This is a genomic window from Helicobacter sp. NHP19-003 (assembly GCF_019703305.1).
In the GTDB taxonomy this organism is placed as follows: domain Bacteria; phylum Campylobacterota; class Campylobacteria; order Campylobacterales; family Helicobacteraceae; genus Helicobacter; species Helicobacter gastrocanis.
Window position 1 is genome coordinate 775,363 of sequence record NZ_AP024814.1, and the last position, 20,111, is coordinate 795,473.

The window sequence follows — 20,111 nt, forward strand, 5'->3', positions numbered from 1 at the left end:
CCCACACCACATGCCCATTAATGCCGTGCTTTTCATACACGCCTAGCACCTCCTCCAAAAAGGCGATGAGCTCCACCTCCCCCGCCTCTTGTGCGCTTTCTAAAAGGCGTAAGAACATCTTTTTGCCCGTTTGAAGTTTGATTAAAATTCTTTTTTAAGAAATCATGTTTAGCGCATAAAGTCTGCCCGTTTTCTAAAGTGGCTTTGCCCCCTAAGTCTTTGGGCTTGATGTGATCGACATGCAACTCCACGCCCTCTTTTTCTCCAGCTCCACAGATCACGCATTGATAGCCATCTCGTTTTAGGATTTGCTTTTTTAAAGCTGGGCTAAAATCCTCTAAATTTAGATGTAGCACAAAATTAGGGTCGTAACGATACACACCCTTAGAAACTTTGATGAGTTTGCCCTGTTGGTGTAATGAGCAAATCCCCCTATCCGGATCCCTAAACACCTTGCCCGTGCGTTCTTTGTAGGTCTTGACCACCCAATCCACCACCTCCGGATGGGCGATGTCCCGATTGGGATTTGCCTTAAAAAACTCCATGATCAAATCTAATTGTCCCATAAACCCCTCTCTTTAGCCACTTCCTTTAAAAACCGCTCTTTGGCTAGGGCGCAATAGCTTTGATCCAGCTCTAAACCCACAAAGGCGCGTTTGTATAGGTAAGCTTCGAGCATGGTTGTCCCGCTCCCACTAAAGGGATCGCAAATGACATCGCCCACAAAGGAAAAGAGTTTGAGGCAACGGCGGGGCAATTCTCTGGGGAAGGGGGCGGGGTGTCCTATGCGCTTTTTAGACTCCCCATTAAACTGCCAAAGCCCATTCGTCCAAGCCATAAATTCCTCTTTAGAAATGTCGCTCTCCCCCCTGTGTGTCTTGCGCCATGTGCGCTTATACAAAATGACAATGAGCTCCACGGGGGCGATGACATAGGGAGCGGACGCACTAAGCCAGCTGCCCCACGCCGTACGCCTAGAGATGTTGCCCTAGTTCCAAATGATGGTGCTGTGATAAAGCCAGCCCACTTTTTTAGCCAAAGTGACCAAATCCGCCCCCACGCTCTGTTGCCCGCCCTTGTTTTTATCTAAGGGGATATTCAAGCACAGCCGGCCACTATCCTTAGCCCACAAATAGGCGTTTTGTAGCCATGCGGTGCTGAAGTCTAAATATTCTAAATAGCTTTGGCCATCCTCATTGGCGTTGTAGGCGATGCCGACATTGTAGGGTGGGGAGGTGATGGTGCAATCGAGGCTCTCTTTTTCTAGGGCTTTGGGGTCTAGGGCATTGGCGTGGTGTAAAGAGATATTCTTGTGGCTGAAATAAAGGCTCATAGGCTGTTTAAAAAGGCTTCAACCTGTGTTTGTAGGTGCTTTAAATCCTTGGAGTTGTCTAAGATGTAGGGGCTTAGGGTGCGCTTAAGCTCAATGTCCATTTGGGCGTTTAGGCGCTCTAAGATTTGCGCTCGGCTCAAGTTGTCCCTTTGAGCGACTCTTTGCATTTGCACTTCTCTAGGGGCATAAACCAAGATGATTTGAGAAATGCCATAACTCTGTTGCCCCTCGATCTCAAAATACAGCGGAATGTCTAAGAAATAGGGCTTCTTAGCGGTTTCAAGGGCGTGGGCTTGTTGCAATAAATCTAGGCGAATCTTGGGGTGTAAAAACGCCTCAAGGGTTGCCCTTTTAGCTGGGTCGCCAAAGACAAGCGCACCTAGTTTGGGGCGTGAGATTTGCCCTTTTTCGCTGACACCCTCGCCAAAAATGTTAATCAACTCTGCAGCGTGTTTTTCTAATAGGGCATGTGTACTTTTATCGGCATCTACAATGGCGTAGCCATGCAGGGCAAGTAGGCTGGCTGCCGTGCTTTTGCCCGTACCAATGCCCCCGGTGAGCACAAAGGCATGTTTTAGGCTCAATTCTTAAACAGCCCTAAATGGTCTTGGTGTAAGCGTTGGGGCTGGGCAAAAGCGGCGGTGTGGATGTCCTCGTTGTAGTGGCTCAAGCCCTCGAGCATGTCCACTCGTTGTAAAATCAAATCCGCTAGAGGGTGGGCTGCCTTAGAAGCAAAGAGATAATGGGTGCTCAAGGGTGCGTAGGGGCTAGAAAAGGGCATCAACACGCTAAAGTGGGGGGCAAGCTCTTGCACACTCTGTTTAAAGGCTTGTGGCTCTAAAAGCGGGCTGGGTGCGCTTACAATTAAAATCCCCTCTACACCCAGCATGCGCTGCAAGCCATCAATTTGGTGGGCTGTGGGGGTGTTTAGAGCAAAAATCAAGTCGTATTTTTTCACCTCTAAATCTAGGATTTTGGAGTATTGCTTGAAGTTGAGGTTGGCTTTTAGCGCGTCTAGGTGGGGCAAAAAGCCTTTCAAGCCCTCTAAAACCTGCCCCTCTTCTTGCACGAAATCCACTTTTAAGCGTTCGTGGCGCAACAGCTCAAAGGCGATTTCTGTGTTAAAGCCCCCTAAAATCAAGGCTTCTTTTGGGTTTGGGTGTGTGCAAGCGGCGATGTGGGCTAAAAGCTCGGCCTCTAAGTAGGGGTACTCTTGCAAGAGCAGCCCCCCCTGTTTCCCTGTGATGTGGGCGGTTTGCCCCATTTGGGAATTGTAAAGAGTGGCTTTACAGCCCTTGCCTTCTAGGGTTTTTATTGGATCAAATGCAAACATTAAAATTCCTTACGGGGGTCGTGCGCGCCATACATCATATGGCTCTTGGAGTTGATCATAATCGCATTCACATCGCCCATCACGGGTTTGACCACAATGTGGTAACCCATTTTTTCTAGGTTCTCTTGCACATCTTTAACCATGCCATAGGGTTCGGTGCGGATTTCATCGGGCAGCCATTGCATGTGGAAACGGGGTGCACTCACGGCTTGGGAGATGTCCATTTTATGGTCAATGACATTGCTGATGACCTGAAGCACAGTGGTGATGATTCTTGCGCCCCCGGGGCTGCCCACCACCATGAAGATTTTATTATTTTTAAGCACGATGGTGGGGGACATGGAGCTTAAGGGGCGTTTGTTAGGCTCGATGGCGTTGGCCTCTCCGCCCACAAGCCCGTAAAGGTTAGGGGTGCCCGGTTTGATGGAGAAGTCGTCCATTTCATCGTTGAGCAAGAAGCCTGCCCCATTGACCGCTGCGGCACTGCCGTAGTAGTTGTTGATGGTGTAGGTGATGCTCACAGCATTGCCCCATTTGTCGGCGACAGAGTAATGCGTGGTGTTTTTGCCCTCATGCAGTTGTCCTAGCCCAGGGTTGATTTGGCCGCTGGGAGTGGCTTTGTCGGGCTGGATGTGTTTATAAATCTCTTTGGCATATTCCTTGCTGGTAAGCTTTTCTAGGGGGATGGTGATGAAGTCAGGATCGCCCATAAACACGGAGCGGTCGGCGTAAGCCTGGCGCATTGCCTCTGCCATGATGTGGATGGTCTTGCTAGAGCCAAAGCCGAGTTTGTGCAGGTTAGCGTTCTCTATGGTGTTTAAAATCTCGATCACATGCGCGCCGCCTGAGCTGGGAGGTCCCATAGAGATGATTTTATAACCTCGGTAAGTACCGACCACGGGTTTGCGCCACACAACATTGTAAGTGGCGAGGTCCTTTTTGGTGATGATGCCGTCATTTTTGCGCATGTCCTCCACGATTAAATTCGCAATTTTGCCCTTGTAAAAGGCACTCGCCCCTTGGTCCCTAATGAGTGTTAGGGTCTTAGCCAGGTCCTTTTGCACGAATAAATCCCCCTCTTGATAAGACACCATGCCCTTTTTCAAAAAATATTTACGGCTGCTGGCATATTTGGCAAAACGGGGCTTGGCATCGAGCATGGTCTGCCCTTGTCTTTCGGTGAGTCTAAAGCCTTTTTGGGCTAGGTCAATGGCGGGTTGGATGAGGGTGGCAAGCTTGCGCGTACCGTATTTTTTACGCAACGCCTCTAAACCCGCCACGGTGCCGGGCACGCCTGCTGCCAAATAGCCATCGGTGCTCAAGTTAGGGATCACATTGCCGTGTTTGTCTAAATACATGTTTTTTGTGGCTTTGAGGGGAGCTTTTTCCCTAAAGTCTAAAGTTACATTTTCTCCATTAGCCAAATGCACCACAGCAAACCCCCCTCCGCCTAGGTTGCCAGAAGACGGGTGCACCACCGCCAAAGCGTAACCGATCGCCACCGCTGCATCGATGGCATTGCCCCCCTCGTCCAAAATCTTTTGTCCGACTTGATCGGCGAGGGCATGGCTTGTTAAGGCTAATGCCCGTCCCTTAATGGGGGGATAAGATGCTCCAAAGACTAAACCCACATTGACGACAGCGATTGCGCATAAACGCATCAATACACGCATATTTGCCTCCAAAAGTTCAATAAAGCTGGCATTCTAGCATGAATTACTTGAGCCAAGCCCTCATACAAATTAGGCTATAATGTTGTATCCACTTTAAAGGATGCTGTTTGAGTCTTGCACTGAAATACCGCCCCAAACATTTTAGCGAGCTGGTGGGGCAGGAGAGTGTCGCCAAAACTTTGGGCCTTGCCCTGGAAAAGGGGCTGTTAGCGCACGCCTATTTGTTTAGCGGACTTAGGGGGAGCGGCAAGACGAGCAGTGCACGCATTTTTGCTAGGGCTTTGCAATGTGCAAAGGGCATTAGTGCCACGCCTTGCGATGCTTGCTCCTCTTGTGTAGAGAGTTTGCAAGGCACGCATTTAGACACCATAGAGATGGACGGCGCGTCCCATCGGCGGATTGAAGATGTGCGCGGCATCATTGAGCAAAGCAGGTACAAACCCTCTTTGGGGCGTTTTAAAATCTTCATCATCGATGAGGTGCATATGCTCACTAAGGAAGCCTTCAACGCCTTGTTGAAGACCTTAGAGGAGCCCCCAGCCCATGTCAAATTCATTTTAGCCACCACCGACCCCTTTAAACTCCCCGCCACGATCTTGAGCCGCACGCAACAATTCCACTTTAAGAAAATCCCCCTTAAGGCGGTTGTGGCGCATTTGAAATTTATTTTTGAGAAAGAAGATGTGGACTTTGAAGAGCCGGCCTTAGAAATGCTTGCTAGGAGTGGGGGGGGGAGTTTGCGCGACACCTTGACTTTAGCCGAGCAAGCCATCAGCTATGGCGATCAGAGCGTGAGTGCGCTTGCCACAAGCCAAATGTTAGGGCTTGTGGATAGTAAAATTTTAGAAGAGTTTTTCAACGCTTTAATCGCCGGGACGAGTGTAGAGAGCCTTTTACGGACTTTAGCCGAACATGACACGGCGATGGTGCTTGAAGAAATGGCACGCTTTTTAAAAGAAGCCATGTTTAGCCAAAAGTGGTCTTTGGGAGTGCTAGAGCCTTTCATGAGCGCAGTGGCGCAGGCGCAACCTCTGCTAAATTATGGGGCGGATGGGGATTTTGTGCTCGCCTTAAATACGCTTAAAATGCAGGCCAGCCTACAACAGACCCCCCAAACCGCCACACCAAAACCTGCCCCCACCACGCAAGCACAGCTCCCCGCTCAAGCCCCCACGCCCCCCACAGCCCCACAAGCCGGACCAAAAGAGTTGTTCCAACAATTCATTGCCAAAATTGAGAGCACAAATGCCGAGTTAGGTAGGGTGTTTAGGGAGTTTTTAGTGTTTCAGTCCTTCGGCAATGGAGTTTTGTTCCTACACTCTAGTGCTGATGAGGGCGCAAATTTGCTCTTGCGCCAGCATTACAAGACCTTGATTGTGCCCTGCTTAAAAGAAGTCTTTGGCCCAAGTGCGCGCATTGAAACCGATAAATCCAAGCCAAGACCCCTAGAGCAGTTTAAAGAGAACAACCCCTCTTTAATGCAAGCCATGCAAGACAAACTCGGCACGACCGATGGCAAGGTAGAGGACTTCTAAATGCTAGACATGCACGCCAGCCTAGCACAAATCCCCCAAGTGGTGCAAGCCCTGCAAGCACATTTGACCACACATGCGCTCATATTTTTACAAGGGGATTTAGGCAGCGGTAAAACCACTTTCGTGCAACATTTTTGCAGGGCGCACCAAGCCCCTTTAGCCACTTCGCCCACTTTCAATCTATTGCACATTTACAAGACCCCTAAACTTTGTATTTACCATTACGACTTCTATTTAAAGGGTTTTGAAGAACTGCACGCTTTAGGGGTGTTGGAGAACCTAGAGCAGGGCGGGGTGCATTTCATTGAGTGGGGGGATTTTCATTTGCTTTCTTGGCTCAAATCCTGTGGCTTTAGCCCCCTAGTTTTAAGTCTTAAGAGGGGCGATGAAACCTGCCACTATAAGTTAACCCATGGATAAACTCAAAGCCGAAAATCTAAGCAAACAGATCAAAAAGACCAAGATCGTACACGATGTGTCGCTAGAAGTAGAAAGCGGGCAGGTGGTGGGCTTGCTTGGGCCTAATGGGGCGGGCAAAACCACGACTTTTTATATGATTTGCGGGCTCTTGCAGCCCAGCGGGGGCAAGGTGTATTTAAACGACATCGATTTGTCTAGCTACCCCCTACACCAACGCTCCAACATGGGAATCGGCTACCTGCCCCAAGAGTCGAGTATTTTTAAGGATTTGAGCGTACAGGATAATTTAATGCTCGCCGCCCAAACGACTTTTAAGAGCAATAAGGAAGCGTTGGAGCGCATTGAAGAAATGCTAAACGCCTTCAACATCCAGGCCATCAGGGAGCGCAGAGGGATGTCTTTAAGTGGGGGGGAGCGCAGAAGGGTGGAGATCGCTAGGGCGTTGGTGAAAAACCCCAAATTTATTTTATTGGACGAGCCCTTTGCGGGGGTTGACCCCATTGCGGTGTTAGACATACAAAAAATCATAGAACACCTAGTAGAGATGAATATCGGGGTGTTGATCACCGACCACAATGTGCGCGAAACCCTAAGTGTGTGCCATAGGGCGTATGTGATTAAAAGCGGTACTTTGCTTGCTAGCGGGAGCGCGGCGCAAATTTACGACAACCCCTTAGTGCGTAAACACTACTTAGGGGAGAACTTTAAGGCTTAATGTTACGCGCCCGCCCCAATCTCAAAAACAAACTCTCCGCTACCCTCAAAAGCTGGTTGCCCATTTTACAAAGCGATCCGCTAGAAATTGAAGAAACCTTGCTAAATTGTGCCAAAGACAACCCCTTTGTGCGGGTGCAAAGTGGCATGCGCACAGACTTTAGTAGCCACAAGTTTTACAAGCCCCCTAAAAACGCTTTGGGCGAGCAAATCGAACGCCTAAGTGTGTGTCAAAAGAGCCTACACGACACCCTAAGCGAGCAACTCTTACCCCCCCTATTCCCCACGGAAATGTCTCTAATCATCGCTGCCGACATCATAGACAACCTAAGTCCCGAAGGGTATTTTGAGGGCGATATACAGGCGCAAGCCTTGAGCTTGGGTGTGGCAACAAGCGACTATGAAAAGGTGCGCCAAAGATTTGCCTATTTAGACCCCCCGGGCATCGGGGCGTGCGATTTGCTAGAGAGTTTTAATTTCCAGCTTGCCCAGCACGAGGAGCTGGACACGCCCACTTATGAGCTTTGCGCCAAAATTTTAAAAGATTTAAAGCAGCACCAACAGCACCGCAACAACCCCTATACCCCAAAGCCATGCAGGTCATCACTTCCTTTAAAAACCCCCCGCCCTAGATTTTGCCGAGAGTTTGCCCCCCATCATCCCCGACATTTTGGTGCTTGAAGAAGACGGGGACATTAGCGTACAGCTCAATGAGGGCTATTACCCTAAAGTGGTGCTAGAACAACATAAAATCACCGCAAACAATGGGTATTTAAAAGAGAAACTCAAAGAGGCTAGGGATTTGGTGGATGCTTTGCAGATGCGCCATCAGACCATCCAAAAAATCGGGTTGATGCTCGTAGAGTATCAATACGATTTCTTCAAGGGTGGAGCGATCAAGCCCATGCGCTTGGTGGATATTGCCGAAGAGTTTGGCTATGCTGCCAGCACCATTTCACGGGCGATTTCTAATAAGTATTTGGCGTGCAACCGGGGGGTGTTTGCCATTAAAAGCTTTTTTGCCACCGCCTTAGAGGGTGATGTGTCTAACGCCGCCATTAAAGAGTTTTTGTTAGAGCTGATTAGCAAAGAAGACCGCCAGCATCCCATGAGTGATTTAAAGATTTTGGAGCTGGTGGAGCAGCAATTTGGGCTTAAAATGGTGCGCCGCACGATCACCAAATACCGCAAACTCTTAAACATTGCCAGCTCCACAGAACGCAAAAGGCTGTATAGTATGGTGCTGGATTTAACATAGCATGCTAAAATCACCGCCTGCAAAAGGAGTTGCATGTCCGCTGAAATGGGTTTAAATTTGACGGATACCGCTTTGTTAGAGATGTTTAATGCCTACAATGGGTGTGGTAAGAGGCAGGCAGCGGGGCTTGCGCGCGTGCGCTTTTGCCCCCACAGCGTGCAAGACTACTTAAGGGCGTTTAGTCTGTATAAACAGATTGTGCTAGGGCATTGCCGCAATGGGCAGGTTTTTCACCGCCTAGCGCAAATGTATGAGAAGGGGCAGGGCGTGGCTAAAGACATGCAGAAAGCCTTGTCGTGCTATCAGGGTGTGGTGCAAGTGGGGGTAAAAACGCAGTGGATTTATATCCACGCCTTGACTAAGCTCATTGCGGCGTATGAAATGGGCGATGGCGTAGAGCAAGACTCTCAAAAGGCTCTGCACTACCAAAGCAAGTTGAGCGAGGCGAAATTAGAAGTTACCAAGTCCTATTTGCGTCTTTATCTCAAAAAACCCAACCCTAGAGCGAAAAGAAGGCTCTCTTTTTAACCCCAAAATAAGGATGCCCATGCTAGAGGATTTATCCCATTTGTCTTTGCATTTGAGCGATGACGCTTTGCTCGATTTGTTTAACCAATACAATGGCGATGTGTGCGGCACGCCCCACATGGTGCAAGAATATTTGAAGGCGTTTGAGTACTTTTGCAAAATCGCTAGAAAAGAGAACGACTTTGGCTACGAGTTTTACGCTTTAGGCAAAATGTACGAGCTGGGGCAGGGTGTGGCGCAAGACATTGAAAAAGCCAAAGGGCTCTACACAGAGGCGATTAAAAACTACCAAACCTACGAAGAAGACGGCGCGCCCGATGGCAAGCACACCCAAGCCATGCAAGACTTGGAGCAATGGCTCTAAATATCCATCCCAAACCCAGAGTCGGAGTCTCTGTCGCTGTGGTGTAGGGGGCGTTCGGCGAATTTGTCGGCGTGGTGCGTGCGCCCACAGCCGAGCTTGTGGTGGTCGTGGCGGTGTCGTTGTGTGTTTAGGGCATCATGGCAACGCCTAGCATAGCAAGCTTTGTAGACTTCTTTTTTCTCTCGGTTTAAAGTCGCCACAAACGCCCCTTCGACAAGGGGCATGTTGATTTCAACAGGCTCGTCAGAGAGTCTTTGCAACAAAGAAGGTTGGGGGGCGTTTTTAATGTCGGGCAAGATCGTTACACTCGCCCCGAATTTTGCCACAAGTTGCTGGAACTCTTGCAGGTCTTCGTGTTTCAGTTGCCGTATCAGTAAATCCATAAGAGACTCCTTCTAATGTAATGCCTCATTTTAGGACACTAAAACTAATCAATGGTAATTTAGGTCTAAAGTTTTAGACCAAGCGGGCATGGTGTTTCTCCACTAAAAACACGGGGTTGTAGCCCATTTTCGCCTGCCTTAAGCCTTCAATGCCTAGGTCTTCCTCTCTATTCACATGCACGCAATCAGTGAAGGCGTGTTTTAGGAGCTGTTGGTTAATCATTTGGTAGCCCCCCCGCACGCTCGGGTCTGCCTTTTCAATGTGGATGAGTGCCATTGTAGGGTTCAACTTCTCCCCAAAGCTCATCGCCACAATGCGCCCATCAATCTTAATCACCCCCCCTAACAAGGGCAAGCTCTCATAAATTGCAAGCACGCTCAAAATCCCGCCATGCTCGTGTTTTAGCCCCAAGTCTTGCGGGTCGTCTAGCTTGTGCCATTCTTGTAGGGCAAGTTTTAGCTCGGGAATATTTAAGAGGCTGATGGGCTCATAGCTGTAATTGGGGTAAAGCTTTAAAAAAGCATTTAGGTGGTTTTTCTTTTTATGAAACTTCTTGCCCTGCAAATTGATGAGCTCGGCTACGCTGTAGACATAGTCAAAGCGATCCCTTTGGGCTTCATAGCTAAAGGCGTTGGGGAAAAGCCGCTCCAGCTCGTTTTTGTGCTCGCTTTGCAAGGCTCTAAACTCCAAAACTTCCCTTTGCGCCTTTGCGTGGTTGATGAGTTGCTCTAACACCGCCCTTTTATCCCCTCCGCCTATGGGGTAAAAATAAAAGGGAGCTTGGTTGGGGTAAGTGGTTTTGATCACCACACAGCCCCCCGCAAAGGCTAGGCGAATCTCTCTAGCGTTTTGCCACAGATATAAATTTGTAAAGTTAACATCGCCCACGATGAAATTATCCGCCTTCAGGGCAGAATCTAGGGTGTTTCTTTGCGCCAAATTTAGAGGGTTAAACTCCACATGCTCTCCGTGTATTAGAATAAGTGCCTAAAATCAGGGGATTTAAATGGGGGGGCAAGTCTAAATCAAGGTCTATCTCCAACAAGCCCCCAAATTTTGTAGCACTAAAGTAGGGGTTGGCGTAAGTCTTTAGCAAGGCTTGCACTTCTTGGGTCTGTGTTGGCTCAAACCATAGGGCTTTGCGTGTGGGGTTTGTTTGCGCCAAAAAGCCAAACCGTCCGATGAGTAGACACCACGCCCCCCCGACCTTAAAGCTGTGGGCGATTTCTAAATCCTGTCTGCCTACATAGACCGCCAATGCTTTTAGCCCCTCAGCGTAGGCACAGGTGCGCTTGATTTCCAAAAGTCCATAATCCACACCCTTAAGCAGTAGGGCACTAAAGAGTCGCTTAGGGGTGTAAAGCTGCAACTTCACCTGTTGTCCCAAAATCCGCCTTGCAATGTTGGTGCGTGCGCTCACCCCCACTTGCTCGGGGAAAACAAGCCCCCTAGACACGCTTAAAATCTCCGTGTAAACGCTCTCTAGTCGCCTCCCTACTTTGGCAAAAATCTCGGCTTCCCTAATGGGGTTGTAGACACTCACCCCCGTTTGGTGTTTGTCCTTGGCAATTTGTGCACTTAAGCTAAAGCGCTCGTTTAAGAGCTTGATTAAGCTTGCATCAATTTGATCAATTTGCGCCCGTTTAGACACAATACCCTCTCTCTTTAAATGCCCCATTTCGTGTCTAACCAAGTCAAAAAAGTCTTCGCGCTCTTTGAGTGTGCGGATCATACCGCCCTCAAGTCCTAGCTCTAAAAGATTAGGACGGCTGTTGTAGTGGCTTGCCATGCTCGCCCCATAGGCCCCCACTTTTTCAAAGACCAATAAGTCCCCCCGTTTCAGCTCGGGCAACTCGACACCCTTGACAAAGCAATCCGCACTTTCACAAATGGGACCCACTAAGTCATAAACCACTTTACGGGCTGTGGTGGGGATAAGGGGGCGCACGGGGTGGGTGGCTTGGTAGAGGGCGGGGCGCATAAAATCGTTCATGCCTAAATCCACAATGGCAAAGTGTTTGCGCGCGTTAGACTTGGTGTATTGCACCTTAGTGATCAAGACCCCATGATCTGCCACAATACGCCGCCCCGGCTCGCAAATGATCGTTAAATCTAGCCCCTTTGTGGCTTGAAACAAGGAGGTGGCATAACTCTGTAGGGGGATGGGCTCTTGTGTTTCGTTGTAAGCCACGCCAAGCCCCCCTCCAATGTCAAAGAATTTAAGCTCCACCCCACTGGCCAGCAAAAAGCGGGCTAAAGCCGCCATTTTCTCAAAGGCCTGCTCTAGGGGGGCTAGTTGCAAGAGTTGCGAACCGATGTGAAAATGCAAAGCGATGGGCTCTAAAAAGGCGGATTGTTTGGCAAACATGAACATTTGCATCGCCTCTTTTTCCTCCACGCCAAATTTATTCTCCCACAGCCCCGTAGAGATATAGGGGTGGGTGGCGGGGTCAATGTTGGGGTTCACTCTAACACTAATGCGGGCTTTGGTGTGCTTTTCTTTGGCGATTCGCTCGATGAGGCGCAGCTCTTCAAAGGACTCCACATTTAAAAATAAAATCCCCTTTTCTAGGGCTTCGACAATTTCGCTCTCTAATTTACCCACCCCGCTAAAGATGATTTTATAGGGCGCGATGCCTGCCAAGAGCGCGCGATGGACCTCATAGATAGACACGCAATCTGCCCCAGCCCCTGCTTTGGCTAAAACCTCCAAGAGGGCTAAATTAGAATTGGCCTTTAGGGCATAGCAAATGAGCGATTTACGCCCCTTAAAGACTTCTTTAAACTCCAAAAAGGCGTTTTGCACACCCTCCAAATCGTAAAGATAAAAGGGGGTTTTGTCCGCCAGAGCGGTGATTTGTGTGGGGTCTAACACTAAGAGATTTTTCTTGCCGCAAGCGCTTTTAGGGCGTGGGCTTCCCCGATTTCAAAGGCTTTTTTATTCAGCTCCACGACCTTAGCGGGGACTTTGGCGATCATTGTTTTTAAGACTTGTTCCTTGTCCACACAGCCCGTTAAAACGACTGTGATCGCCAACGCCACCACCGATTGCGTGATGATATTGCCGACCTCTTCTTTGGCAATGGCGATGATGGGGAGTTTATAGAGCTGAAACTTCGCTTCGTCTTCGGGTGTGGGTTGGACTAAATTAGGATCAACCACCATAATCCCCCCCTCTTTGACATCGTTTTTAAAGAGTTGGTAGCTGCTCTGCGCCACGGAGAGCATAAAATCAACCTCGCCCTCTTTGGCATAAGGGTAGATGATTTCATTGGGGCTTAAAATAATATCCACCTTCGTGGGACCACCTCTAACCTGGCTTGTGTAAGTGGAGGTTTTAGTGCCAAAGCCCCCGGCGGCAATCTTGGCTTCGGCTAAAATTTCGCCCGCCAAAAGCACGCCCTGCCCACCCACGCCCGTAAAACGCAATTGTGTTTCCATGATTTTCCTTATGCTTTTTTCTTGGCTAGGGCAGCATCGATCACGCCTTGGTAAGCTTGGCAATACTCCACTTTAGAAGTGTCCTGCCTGAGCACACCTGTGGGGAATTTGCCCACGCGCTCTTCAGGGGTCATTTCCTCGTATTTACGGCGACTCACAAGACGCGACTCGATCCATTTTAAAGTTTGCGCCGCTTCGCCCATTTTATTTTTGCGCCCTAAATTAATGTGGCAGTTGCTATGCACATCCACGAAGCTAAAACCCTTGTGGCTAAAGCCATCGGCGAGGATGCGCTCTAGTTTTTTGGGTTCAAGCACGCTCTCACGGGCGACAAAGCTCGCCCCCGCTGCCATTGCGATCTCACAAGGGTCAAAGCTATTGTCGATGTTGCCTGTTTGGGCTGTCACCGTCCACATGCCATTAGGGGTTGTGGGGGAAGTCTGCGAATTTGTCAAGCCGTAAATGAAGTTATTCACCAAAACTAAATTTAAATCAATGTTACGCCTGCAAGCGTGGATGGTATGGTTGCCTCCGATGGCAAAGCTGTCGCCATCGCCGGACACCACGATGACATGCTTGCTTGGGTTAGCCATTTTAATGCCTGTGGCGTAAGCTAAAGCCCGCCCATGTGTGGTGTGCACGGTGTTGCAATTGACATAAGAGCTCATGCGCCCACTGCACCCGATCCCGCTCACAAAGCACACATCGTCCATGTCCCAGCCCAAAGCGTCAATGGCACGGATGATGGATTTTAAGATCACGCCATCCCCACAGCCCCAACACCATAGAGTGGGGGTTTTATCCACGCGTAAATATGTGTCGTAATCAAACGCCATTAAAACTCCTTGATTTTAGCCATGATTTGTTTGGGGGAAAAGGGCCGCCCATTTGCCTGCAATAAAGCCGAGACCTTGCGCCCTAAAATGTGCTCAACTTCTTGTAAATACTGCCCTTTGTTGAGTTCAACCACCAAGATATCCTTAAATTGTTTTCCTAGCTCCTCTAGGCGTTTTTTGGGGCTGGGCCACAGCGTGAGTGGCCTAAAAAAGCCCACTTTCTTGGGGTGGTTTTCAGCTTTAAGCTCCCTTAAAACCTCTTTAATCGCCAGTGCGCTTGAGCCGTAGGCCACCACTAAAAGATCTGCCCCCTCAATGCCAATCTCCTCATTTAAACACACTTCTGCGCTTTGTGAATCGATCTTGTTAAAAAGGCGATCGATCAGAACCCCGCCGATTTTAGGGTCTTCGCTAGGAAAACCAATAGGTCCGTGGTGCAAACCCGTGATGTGGTAGCGGTAGCCCTTAAAAAAGGGGTTTAAAATGGCGGGCTCATCGCTAGGCACGCCATAAGGTTGATAGTCTTTAGGATCGCCGCTAAACACCCGCCGATTGATAATTTTAATGTCTTGTAAATCGGGTAGGGACACCTTGCCATACATGTGCCCCACGGTTTCATCCAGCAACAAGAAAACGGGGGTCATTAGTTTTTCTGCCAAATTAAATGCCCGAATTGTCTCTGTGTAGGTTTCCTCTAAGCTCCCCGGAGCCAGAGCCACCGCCTTGAAATCCCCATGCGTGGGGTGTTTTAAAAAATTGACATCGCCCTGAGCAACCCTTGTAGGCATCCCCGTAGAAGGCCCTGAGCGCATCACATCGACAATGACAAGGGGGGTTTCTGTCATGAACGCATAGCCCATTTGCTCCACTTTTAAAGAGATTCCCGGACCCGAGCTGGCCGTCATCGCCTTCACCCCACTCATGCTCGCGCCCAGAGACACACAAATGCCCCCGATCTCATCCTCCATTTGGATAAAATGCCCTCCATGGGCTGGCAGCAACCCGCTCATGGCGTGCATGATATCCGAGCTAGGCGTGATGGGATAGCCCCCAAAAAAGCGGCAACCTGCCTCGATCGCCGCCCTGGCGACCAACTCATTGCCATCTGAAATCACCTCTCTCATTTGCCTCTCCCCTCTTGCACACTTTCTTCTAAGAGCATGTAGCTGTTCGCCCGCACTCTAGCCCCCCTTTCCTCAGCTTCTTTAGAAACCTTCGCAAATTTAAACTCCTTCTTTTCTGCCACATAAATGGCAAAATCGGGGCAACCCAGCTCACATTTGCAACACCCGATACAGCTTTCAGGGTAAGCCACTTTGGCGACCTTGCCCAAAATGTGCGTGGGCTTAAAACCCATGCCCAAAACCCCCGCCGGGCACACCGACACACACAAATCGCAACCCTTACAACGGGCTTCATTGACCCAAACCGGCACGCCCTCTGGGGCTTGCATTTTCGCCATTCAATCTCCTTAAACCCTTAGTAAAATCCGCCCACGATACTAGCATTAAATATCTAAAGCGAAACTAAGCTAAGGCTAAAACTTTGGGATGGAGCGGACATGCTCTTTGTAATTAGCGCTGAATTTATGCCTCCCCTCTTTGGTTTTGACAAAGTATAAAAAGGGCGTTTTGGCGGGGAATAAAGCGGCTTTGATCGCCTCTAACCCTACACTGCCCACAGGCTCTTTAGGCAGCCCCCCATGTTTGTAGGTGTTGTAGGGGCTGTTGTCTGTTGCGATTCGCTCGTGGGTTACTTTAGTGTGGGAGTATTTACCATAATTTAAGGCCCCGTCCATTTGCAAGGGCATGTGCCTTTTCAAGCGGTTGTAAATCACCCCGGCAATGATGGGCATCTCGGCTACATTTGCCGCCTCTTTTTGGATGATGGATGCGATGATTAAAGTTTGTTGCCACTTTTTGGGGTCGTAACTGCCTAGTAATTGCTCGCTTAATTTTTGGTAGCGCTCTTGGCTGTATTTTAAGAGGTAGGCCATGAGATTTTGCGCCGAAATGCCTAAAGTAAAGCGATAAGTGTCGGGGACAATCGCTCCATCTGCCCAAAGGGCTTTCTTATCGTAGGCTTGCTGCAAATCCTCCACCTTCAAATAAAACACCTTAGCCAAGCGCTGCAAGAAAAAATACAAAGTTTCGCCGGGGATCAAGGTTGCATTTTTATAAACTGCCTTAGATAAGCTCAAGGCGTGCAAAAAGTCCCCTTTGGTTATAGTGTTCTTGGGACTAGTGGGGATTGCAATATACCCCCTTTTGGGCGTGTGCCACAGATGCAAAGCCGACATCAGCCTTAAAATCCACAAATCTAGGGTGTTTGTCGGAGGCGTGGGGCTTTCTAGGGCGTGCATGTGGCTTAAGGCAGTTTTAAGCGATCCTTTGGGTATGTAAACAATCGCGTAAGATTTTATGGGTATACTTAAGTAAAACAGCAATGAAAGCGCCATGATCAAAGCCATTTCTAAAAGGATACTACGCCCTCTTTTTTCTGTCGGGCTTGTGGGCGTTCTTTTTGCCATTTTATTCATCGTGTTGAAAAACGGAATCTATATCTCCTCCATGCACTTTGGCGGACTAAAAATAGAGCGATTCTATCTAAAACTGAATAACAAATTCTTGCTAAGAGTGGGGCAATTAGACATCATCGAGTTGGTTAAGCACAAACCAAATAAAAAGCCCCCCACCATCGCCGCCATTGCGCGCTACATCCAATACGGCATGTGGAGCATGGATTACTTTGAAAAAATCACTATCCAAGAGATCGACATCAAACCCAATATCAAAGCCCATGTTTTCTTTGACGGACACCGCTACGAATTTACGCTCCCTAATCTGCTCAAGGGGCAATTTTACCTCCAAGAACGCCAAGACTTGCATTTAAACATTGATCACCTCAACATTGAGCCTTACTATGCAAAGATTGTGGGGCAAGCCACTTACCATAAAAGCACACAACAATTAAATTTTAACCTAGAAATCTCCCCCACACCAGCCCCAAACACTAGGCCTTCTAAGTTAAAAATTGCCGTGCAAGGCTTGACCGACTTTAAGTCCATCGCCCTCAAATTAAATTCCAACACCATCAAACACATAGACTTTTTAAAACCCTACTTCAAACCAGACAAGCACCAAGCCTTGCAAAAATGGCTGTTTGGAAACATCGCCTTTAGCGGTTTTCAAATCAAGGATGCGAAACTCGCCCTAAACTTCAAGGACAAGCGCATCTTAAAGACTCTGCAAAACGACTTGAGTGTGCAAGCAGTGGTGCAAAATGCCCATGTGATTTACAACCCTAAACTCCCCCCCATTATGGCCAAGGAAGTGGATTTAGAATACAAGAACGGGCAGCTCACCATCATGCCTAAGCACATCAACTACCAATACATGCGCTTAGAGGGCTCTCAGGTGGTTATGGACCACTTTGGCCCTGCCTCAAGGCTAGTCGCCAGCATTAAAAACGCCCAAAGTTTTGCCTTCACCCCCATTAAAGAGATTTTAAAAGCCTACAACATCGCCCTACCCCTAAGCCAGTTCAAGCCGGCCATCGGGGCGGATATTTTACTCACCATGCAATTTGTTCCCCACGCCACGCCCCTTTTGTTCGTGCAAGGCAGTGTAGACATATCCGCGGGGGGCTTTGCGCTCTATGGCGTACCTTTATACACCCAAAGCGCACAGGTGTTTTTAGACATCCGCCCCACAAGCAAGATTGTCTACATCAACACCACACACACCCGTTACCAAAACATGGCAGACACGGACAACCGCATCACTCTAGACTTCACCCACAAGACCCTAACAAGCCAAGCCACCATCTATAAAATCCAAGTCAACACCAACCCCGCCATCAACAATAACCCCTTTAGCTTACAGCGCACCGCTCTACCCAAAACTGCCCCCACCTTGCGCCTAAGCACCTTGCCTAATTTGATCGCTAAGGGTGTGGACACTTTAGCCTTTAAAAACAAACTGCGTCAAATCATCCAAGCCCAAAACGCCGCTGTCTTTAGCCAAGACATCATCTATGCCACACAGGATAATTTGCCACGCTTAAACTTTGATGTAGACTTTTCCAAAGATGAACACACCACTTTTAAAATCAGGGAATTAGAGATCGAGGGGGCGATTTCTCGGGGCTATAGCCTGAATTTAAAAAACATCGCTAAACTTGTCCCCATTTCACCTTTGGCGCACTACTTTGCCATTAAAAGGGGTGCGCTCAAAATCACCACAAAGGACTTAAAAAGCTTTAAGTTCTTTGGGACAAATTTAGACATTGAATTGCCCTTGTACCGCAACGATGGACTGCGTTTTAGTTCGTTTTCACTCTTGGGTACTTTTGGAGATCGGGGTTTGGAGTTTTTCACCCCAGATAAGGCGGTCATGGGGCGCATTAGGGGCGGAGAGAAAATCTTGTTCATCAACGACATTAATTTTAATGTAGATGAGTTTTTAAAGGCAAAAATGCCCGCCATTAAAGAGCTGTTAAACACCGGTGGCAGATACCCCACAAAAGAGCAAATTAAAGATGAAAACATTTTTATTCGGGCAAAACAGCTCTATGAAAAACAACATAAAATCCCCCCAAACCGCCTCATCATACAAGCCCAAAATGCCGTCATCACCTTTAAGGGCTTTCCCTTTGCGCTGGACAATATTTTAGCCACCATGCGCGATGGGCGCTTTAGAGCGGATGCGAGCTACCACCATGCCTCGCTTGCCTTTGACATGGCACATGGGCAACTCACCCTTAAGGCAAACAACTTTAGCGGGGATTATTTAAACATGGTGCTGCAATCTGTCACCACGCAAAACCTCATACAAGGGGGGCTTTACACCTTGATAGGCGGTTATAAGGACAATGTTTTTAGTGGGGAGTTGAAGTTACAAAACACCACGATTAAAAACTTTAAACTCTTGCAGAATATGATCAATTTAATCAACACGATCCCATCGCTCATTGTGTTTAGAAACCCACGGTTAGGGGCAAATGGATATGAGATTTCTAGGGGCAAAGTGCTTTTTGGGATCAACACCGACTACTTAGGATTAGAGCATATCCAGCTCACCGGCACGACCTTAGATGTGGATGGCAATGGAATCATTGAGCTAGCCAAGCGCAAAATTGACATGTCCTTAAACATCGCCACCATTAAGGGCTTTGCCAATGTGATCAATAAAATCCCCATTGTCAATTACCTGATTTTGGGCGGGGATGGCAAAATCTCCACGCATGTGAGTTTAAGTGGGAGTTTAGACAACCCAAAGGTCAATGTAACTTTAGCTAAAGACATTTTCCAAGCCCCCTTTAGGATTTTTAAGCGGATTTTTACACCTATTGAAATCATCATTGATGAAATTAGAAAAGGAATGAAAGATGAGCCTATTCGAGTGCCAAAAAAACCATCGTTACACAATCCTTGACATCACCACACCCGATTTAGAGTTGAAAGACCGTTTAATGTCCTTTGGCATTAGCGTGGGCGTGGAGTTTGAGTTGTTGCAACACTCTTTAAAGAAAGCTACTTTTAGCATCGCCATTGAACGCGCCCAAATCGCCTTGCGCTCGGGCGAAGCCAAACACATTCTGGTGCGCCCTCTATGAGTGCCAGCACCATTAAAGCAAGGCTTTTAGCCCACTTTGAAAACCCCACCACTGAGCTCACCTACCAAAACCCCTATGAGTTATTGGTGGCGGTGCTCTTGTCGGCGCAATGCACAGACAAGCGGGTGAACGCCACCACCCCAGCCTTTTTTGCCAAATACCCGAGCATTGCAATCCTAGCCAAAGCTAACCTACAAGAGGTGCAAGAGTGCATCAAAAGCATTTCCTACCCTAATGCCAAAGCCAAGCATTTAATCACAATGGCTAGGCAAGTCGTAGAGAACTTTCAAGGGCAAATCCCACAAACCCAAGCCGAGCTAAAAAGCCTAGCGGGCATCGGACAAAAGAGCGCAAATGTGGTACTCTCTGTCGCCTTTGGGGCAAATCTCTTAGCCGTGGATACGCATGTCTTTAGGGTGGCGCACCGCTTAGGGCTCTCAACAGCCAAGAGTGCTGCACAGACAGAAGCCGAACTGAGTGCACTTTTTGTGAGCGATTTATGCCCCTTGCACCACGCTTTGATTTTGTTTGGACGGCGCATTTGCACGGCATTAAAGCCCAAATGCTCCCTTTGTTTTTTACAAGAATTTTGTGTAAGTCGGGCAAATTTCAAACCGCGCTAATGTAAATCTAGTATAATGTCATATTTTCTTTTGTGGGTTTTAAGTTGAGCGTG

The 20,111-nt window shown here is 48.4% G+C and carries 20 protein-coding genes and 2 pseudogenes; 9 read left to right on the forward strand and 13 right to left on the reverse strand.

Translation table 11 applies throughout. The features are described from left to right. Nucleotides 1-32: 32 nt before the first annotated feature. The 5 genes and pseudogenes from K6J72_RS04105 to ggt form a co-directional block, all read right to left on the reverse strand. Nucleotides 33-566 (reverse strand): HNH endonuclease, encoded by a 534-nt coding sequence (locus tag K6J72_RS04105; RefSeq protein ID WP_260320485.1) that lies wholly within the window; start codon nt 564-566, stop codon nt 33-35. Continuing rightward, nucleotides 554-1,333, reverse strand: a pseudogene (locus K6J72_RS04110) (DNA-methyltransferase). Before K6J72_RS04110 ends, K6J72_RS04105 begins: the two are co-directional and overlap by 13 nt. Then, nucleotides 1,330-1,917, reverse strand: coding sequence for a dephospho-CoA kinase (gene coaE, locus K6J72_RS04115; RefSeq protein ID WP_221278897.1), 588 nt, complete (start codon nt 1,915-1,917; stop codon nt 1,330-1,332). Before coaE ends, K6J72_RS04110 begins: the two are co-directional and overlap by 4 nt. After that, the gene (locus tag K6J72_RS04120) at nt 1,914-2,666 is read right to left on the reverse strand and encodes a spermine/spermidine synthase domain-containing protein (RefSeq protein WP_221278898.1); all 753 of its coding nucleotides are present in this window, start codon (nt 2,664-2,666) and stop codon (nt 1,914-1,916) included. The genes coaE and K6J72_RS04120 overlap by 4 nt, the downstream gene beginning before the upstream one ends. After that, entirely contained in the window at nt 2,666-4,339 is a 1,674-nt protein-coding gene (ggt, locus tag K6J72_RS04125) for a gamma-glutamyltransferase (RefSeq protein ID WP_221278899.1), read from the reverse strand. The genes K6J72_RS04120 and ggt overlap by 1 nt, the downstream gene beginning before the upstream one ends. A gap of 107 nt (nt 4,340-4,446) precedes the next feature. Between ggt and K6J72_RS04130 the strand changes: the two genes are divergently transcribed. The 6 genes and pseudogenes from K6J72_RS04130 (at nt 4,447) to K6J72_RS04155 (ending at nt 9,158) form a co-directional block, all read left to right on the forward strand. Continuing rightward, nucleotides 4,447-5,874, forward strand: coding sequence for a DNA polymerase III subunit gamma/tau (locus tag K6J72_RS04130; RefSeq protein WP_260320486.1), 1,428 nt, complete (start codon nt 4,447-4,449; stop codon nt 5,872-5,874). Next, on the forward strand, nt 5,875-6,294 hold the full coding sequence (gene tsaE / locus K6J72_RS04135; protein ID WP_221278900.1) for a tRNA (adenosine(37)-N6)-threonylcarbamoyltransferase complex ATPase subunit type 1 TsaE: 420 nt from the start codon (nt 5,875-5,877) through the stop codon (nt 6,292-6,294). It begins immediately after the preceding gene. After that, nucleotides 6,287-7,009, forward strand: coding sequence for an LPS export ABC transporter ATP-binding protein (lptB, locus tag K6J72_RS04140; RefSeq protein WP_221278901.1), 723 nt, complete (start codon nt 6,287-6,289; stop codon nt 7,007-7,009). The genes tsaE and lptB overlap by 8 nt, the downstream gene beginning before the upstream one ends. Then, nucleotides 7,009-8,266 (forward strand): annotated as a pseudogene (locus K6J72_RS04145) (RNA polymerase factor sigma-54). The gene lptB and the pseudogene K6J72_RS04145 overlap by 1 nt, the downstream one beginning before the upstream one ends. Before the next feature lie 33 nt (nt 8,267-8,299). Next, a complete protein-coding gene (locus tag K6J72_RS04150) occupies nt 8,300-8,794 on the forward strand; it encodes an SEL1-like repeat protein (RefSeq protein WP_221278902.1) in 495 nt (164 codons plus the stop codon). A gap of 19 nt (nt 8,795-8,813) precedes the next feature. Next, a complete protein-coding gene (locus K6J72_RS04155) occupies nt 8,814-9,158 on the forward strand; it encodes an SEL1-like repeat protein (protein WP_221278903.1) in 345 nt (114 codons plus the stop codon). Here K6J72_RS04155 and K6J72_RS04160 read toward each other — a convergent pair. The 8 genes from K6J72_RS04160 to mltG all read right to left on the reverse strand — a co-directional run bounded on the left by K6J72_RS04160 (nt 9,155) and on the right by mltG (nt 16,289). Beyond that, complete coding sequence (locus K6J72_RS04160; RefSeq protein WP_221278904.1) at nt 9,155-9,541, reverse strand: hypothetical protein; 387 nt, start codon at nt 9,539-9,541, stop codon at nt 9,155-9,157. The two genes, K6J72_RS04155 and K6J72_RS04160, sit on opposite strands and share 4 nt — an antisense overlap. A gap of 73 nt (nt 9,542-9,614) precedes the next feature. Beyond that, nucleotides 9,615-10,502 carry a DUF2156 domain-containing protein gene (locus tag K6J72_RS04165; RefSeq protein ID WP_221278905.1) on the reverse strand — a complete coding sequence of 296 codons (888 nt, stop codon included), beginning with the start codon at nt 10,500-10,502 and terminating at the stop codon, nt 9,615-9,617. Then, a complete protein-coding gene (gene lysA / locus K6J72_RS04170) occupies nt 10,492-12,417 on the reverse strand; it encodes a diaminopimelate decarboxylase (protein ID WP_221278906.1) in 1,926 nt (641 codons plus the stop codon). The genes K6J72_RS04165 and lysA overlap by 11 nt, the downstream gene beginning before the upstream one ends. After that, nucleotides 12,417-12,983: a 2-oxoacid:acceptor oxidoreductase family protein gene (locus tag K6J72_RS04175; protein ID WP_221278907.1), complete on the reverse strand. Its 567-nt coding sequence runs from the start codon at nt 12,981-12,983 to the stop codon at nt 12,417-12,419. The genes lysA and K6J72_RS04175 overlap by 1 nt, the downstream gene beginning before the upstream one ends. Nucleotides 12,984-12,991: 8 nt before the next feature. Continuing rightward, on the reverse strand, nt 12,992-13,819 hold the full coding sequence (locus K6J72_RS04180) for a 2-oxoglutarate ferredoxin oxidoreductase subunit beta (RefSeq protein WP_221278908.1): 828 nt from the start codon (nt 13,817-13,819) through the stop codon (nt 12,992-12,994). Continuing rightward, complete coding sequence (locus tag K6J72_RS04185) at nt 13,819-14,943, reverse strand: 2-oxoglutarate synthase subunit alpha (RefSeq protein ID WP_221278909.1); 1,125 nt, start codon at nt 14,941-14,943, stop codon at nt 13,819-13,821. Before K6J72_RS04185 ends, K6J72_RS04180 begins: the two co-directional genes overlap by 1 nt. Then, the gene (locus tag K6J72_RS04190; RefSeq protein WP_221278910.1) at nt 14,940-15,281 is read right to left on the reverse strand and encodes a 4Fe-4S binding protein; all 342 of its coding nucleotides are present in this window, start codon (nt 15,279-15,281) and stop codon (nt 14,940-14,942) included. Before K6J72_RS04190 ends, K6J72_RS04185 begins: the two co-directional genes overlap by 4 nt. Nucleotides 15,282-15,356: 75 nt before the next feature. After that, nucleotides 15,357-16,289, reverse strand: a complete 933-nt coding sequence (gene mltG / locus K6J72_RS04195) for an endolytic transglycosylase MltG (protein ID WP_221278911.1) — start codon at nt 16,287-16,289, stop codon at nt 15,357-15,359. Between mltG and K6J72_RS04200 the strand changes: the two genes are divergently transcribed. From K6J72_RS04200 to nth, 3 genes are read left to right on the forward strand one after another with little or no spacing between them, the layout of a single operon-like run. After that, nucleotides 16,276-19,254: a DUF3971 domain-containing protein gene (locus K6J72_RS04200; RefSeq protein ID WP_221278912.1), complete on the forward strand. Its 2,979-nt coding sequence runs from the start codon at nt 16,276-16,278 to the stop codon at nt 19,252-19,254. The two genes, mltG and K6J72_RS04200, sit on opposite strands and share 14 nt — an antisense overlap. Beyond that, on the forward strand, nt 19,208-19,435 hold the full coding sequence (locus K6J72_RS04205; RefSeq protein WP_221278913.1) for a FeoA family protein: 228 nt from the start codon (nt 19,208-19,210) through the stop codon (nt 19,433-19,435). The genes K6J72_RS04200 and K6J72_RS04205 overlap by 47 nt, the downstream gene beginning before the upstream one ends. Next, the gene (gene nth / locus K6J72_RS04210; protein WP_221278914.1) at nt 19,432-20,058 is read left to right on the forward strand and encodes an endonuclease III; all 627 of its coding nucleotides are present in this window, start codon (nt 19,432-19,434) and stop codon (nt 20,056-20,058) included. Before K6J72_RS04205 ends, nth begins: the two co-directional genes overlap by 4 nt. Nucleotides 20,059-20,111: the final 53 nt, after the last annotated feature.

Bases quoted from the DNA above. Each gene is read 5' to 3' on its own strand.
- K6J72_RS04105 (WP_260320485.1), bottom strand. From the start codon at position 566: ATGGGACAATTAGATTTGATCATGGAGTTTTTTAAGGCAAATCCCAAT.
- K6J72_RS04120 (WP_221278898.1), bottom strand. From the start codon at position 2,666: ATGTTTGCATTTGATCCAATAAAAACCCTAGAAGGCAAGGGCTGTAAA.
- ggt (WP_221278899.1), bottom strand. From the start codon at position 4,339: ATGCGTGTATTGATGCGTTTATGCGCAATCGCTGTCGTCAATGTGGGT.
- tsaE (WP_221278900.1), top strand. From the start codon at position 5,875: ATGCTAGACATGCACGCCAGCCTAGCACAAATCCCCCAAGTGGTGCAA.
- lptB (WP_221278901.1), top strand. From the start codon at position 6,287: ATGGATAAACTCAAAGCCGAAAATCTAAGCAAACAGATCAAAAAGACC.
- K6J72_RS04150 (WP_221278902.1), top strand. From the start codon at position 8,300: ATGTCCGCTGAAATGGGTTTAAATTTGACGGATACCGCTTTGTTAGAG.
- K6J72_RS04155 (WP_221278903.1), top strand. From the start codon at position 8,814: ATGCTAGAGGATTTATCCCATTTGTCTTTGCATTTGAGCGATGACGCT.
- K6J72_RS04160 (WP_221278904.1), bottom strand. From the start codon at position 9,541: ATGGATTTACTGATACGGCAACTGAAACACGAAGACCTGCAAGAGTTC.
- K6J72_RS04175 (WP_221278907.1), bottom strand. From the start codon at position 12,983: ATGGAAACACAATTGCGTTTTACGGGCGTGGGTGGGCAGGGCGTGCTT.
- K6J72_RS04180 (WP_221278908.1), bottom strand. From the start codon at position 13,819: ATGGCGTTTGATTACGACACATATTTACGCGTGGATAAAACCCCCACT.
- K6J72_RS04185 (WP_221278909.1), bottom strand. From the start codon at position 14,943: ATGAGAGAGGTGATTTCAGATGGCAATGAGTTGGTCGCCAGGGCGGCG.
- K6J72_RS04190 (WP_221278910.1), bottom strand. From the start codon at position 15,281: ATGGCGAAAATGCAAGCCCCAGAGGGCGTGCCGGTTTGGGTCAATGAA.
- K6J72_RS04200 (WP_221278912.1), top strand. From the start codon at position 16,276: ATGATCAAAGCCATTTCTAAAAGGATACTACGCCCTCTTTTTTCTGTC.
- mltG (WP_221278911.1), bottom strand. From the start codon at position 16,289: ATGGCTTTGATCATGGCGCTTTCATTGCTGTTTTACTTAAGTATACCC.
- K6J72_RS04205 (WP_221278913.1), top strand. From the start codon at position 19,208: ATGAGCCTATTCGAGTGCCAAAAAAACCATCGTTACACAATCCTTGAC.
- nth (WP_221278914.1), top strand. From the start codon at position 19,432: ATGAGTGCCAGCACCATTAAAGCAAGGCTTTTAGCCCACTTTGAAAAC.